This is a genomic window from Methylobacterium sp. WL103, assembly GCF_008039885.1.
Taxonomy (GTDB): Bacteria; Pseudomonadota; Alphaproteobacteria; order Rhizobiales; family Beijerinckiaceae; genus Methylobacterium; species Methylobacterium cerastii.
Window position 1 is genome coordinate 1 of the sequence record NZ_VRUX01000816.1, and the last position, 1,516, is coordinate 1,516.

The window sequence follows — 1,516 nt, forward strand, 5'->3', positions numbered from 1 at the left end:
GGGCTAGGCGCCATGATGGAGGCCGTGCGCCGCCGACGGGTCCGGTGCGGTGCCGCGGCGCTCGGCGAGGAGCTCGGCATAGAGGTCGAGGTACTTCTCGGCGACGCGCTCGGAGGTCGATTCCCGCAGGACGTGCTGGAACGCGCGCTCGTCCGGCAGGTTCAAACGGCCGTTGGCCAGCACCGTGCGGATGCGGGCGGCGAGGTCGGGCGCGTCGCCCGCCCGGAACAGCCAGTCGGCGTTGCCCTCGCCGATCAGTTCCGGGATGCCGCCGGAATCGGCGCCGATCACCGGCACGCCCATGGCGTAGGCCTCGTAGACCGTGCGCGGGGAGGGCTCGGCCCAGAACGAGGGCACGACGAGGACGTCGATCTCGGTGAGGAAGTCCTTGGGGTCGACCCAGCCGACGAACTCGATCGGCAGGCCTTCGGCCTTCGCCTTGAAGCGCTCGATCGAGTCGTCCATCGCCTGGCCCGCGATCAGGCAGCGCCAGACCCCGGAGCCGTTCCCGATCGCAGCGCGATCGGGAACGGCTCCGGGGTCTGGTTCAGAGGCGCACGCTTTCGCCGAACCGGGATCCACTTCGGCGGCGCGCGCGCGTGAGCCGACCTCGGCCAGCGCGTCGATCAGCGTGCCGACGCCCTTCTCGACGTTGATCCGCCCGAGATAGCCGAAGGTCATCGGCTTACCCGTGCGGTCGATGCGGCGGCGCGCCTCCGGGTCGCCGTCGGGCACCGTGCAGGAATAGTAGATCACACGGCGCCGCTCCGGGGCGAGGTGGCGGAACAGGCCGTGGTCGACATGGGTCTGGAGGATGCGGGTGCCGACGCTCGCCACCGCGTCGATCCAGCGGTTGGTGAGCTGCTTGGAGGCGTTCACGACCTTGCAGCCGAGGTGCCAGTGCGTGCACGGCGCGCCGTGCTTGAACATCGCGGCGTTGCCGCAGATCAGGTCGTACTCGCAGACCGTGTGGACGATCGGGATGGAGCGCTTGGCCGCCTCGCGCCAGACCAGGGTCGAGATGTCGAGGAGCGAGTGGGTGTTGACCACGTCGGGCCGGAAGTCGTCGAGCACCCGGCCGAAATCGGCCGCGACCGCGAAATTCCACTGCTGCTTCAGCTTGGCGGCGTTGCGCGCGAAGCGGCCGTGCTGCGCCCAGTCCTCGAGCCAGAAGTCGTTGTGGTGGGCCATGCGGTAGACCGTGACGCCGTTGCGCACGGTCTTCGCCTCGGCCTGCCGCTCGATGCAGGCGGCGGCGACCGTGTGCCCGAGGCCGGCGAGCTCCTCCGCCAGGTGCTCGACGGACCGCTCGGCGCCGCCGACGATGTGCGGCGGGTAGAGCGAGCTAAGATGCAGGATGCGCATGGCGCCTTGATCCTTGGAGTCGCGATCCGTCGGCGAGGGCGGGCTCAGGGCTGAGGAGGGTGCGGTAGAGGTCGAGGTAGCGGGCGGCGACCGCCTGCGGCCGGGTCCCGGCGGTGACCGCCGCCGCGTTGCCGAGGCCGGACGCGAGGCG

The 1,516-nt window shown here is 70.8% G+C and carries 1 protein-coding gene; it reads right to left on the reverse strand.

The features are described 5' to 3' along the window. Nucleotides 1-3 precede the first annotated feature (3 nt). Entirely contained in the window at nucleotides 4-1,365 is a 1,362-nt protein-coding gene (locus FV222_RS31570; protein ID WP_246685670.1) for a glycosyltransferase family 4 protein, read from the reverse strand. Nucleotides 1,366-1,516: the final 151 nt, after the last annotated feature.

What these genes read in the sequence shown, in the direction of transcription:
- FV222_RS31570 (WP_246685670.1), bottom strand. Translation starts at nt 1,365, where the DNA reads ATGCGCATCCTGCATCTTAGCTCGCTCTACCCGCCGCACATCGTCGGC.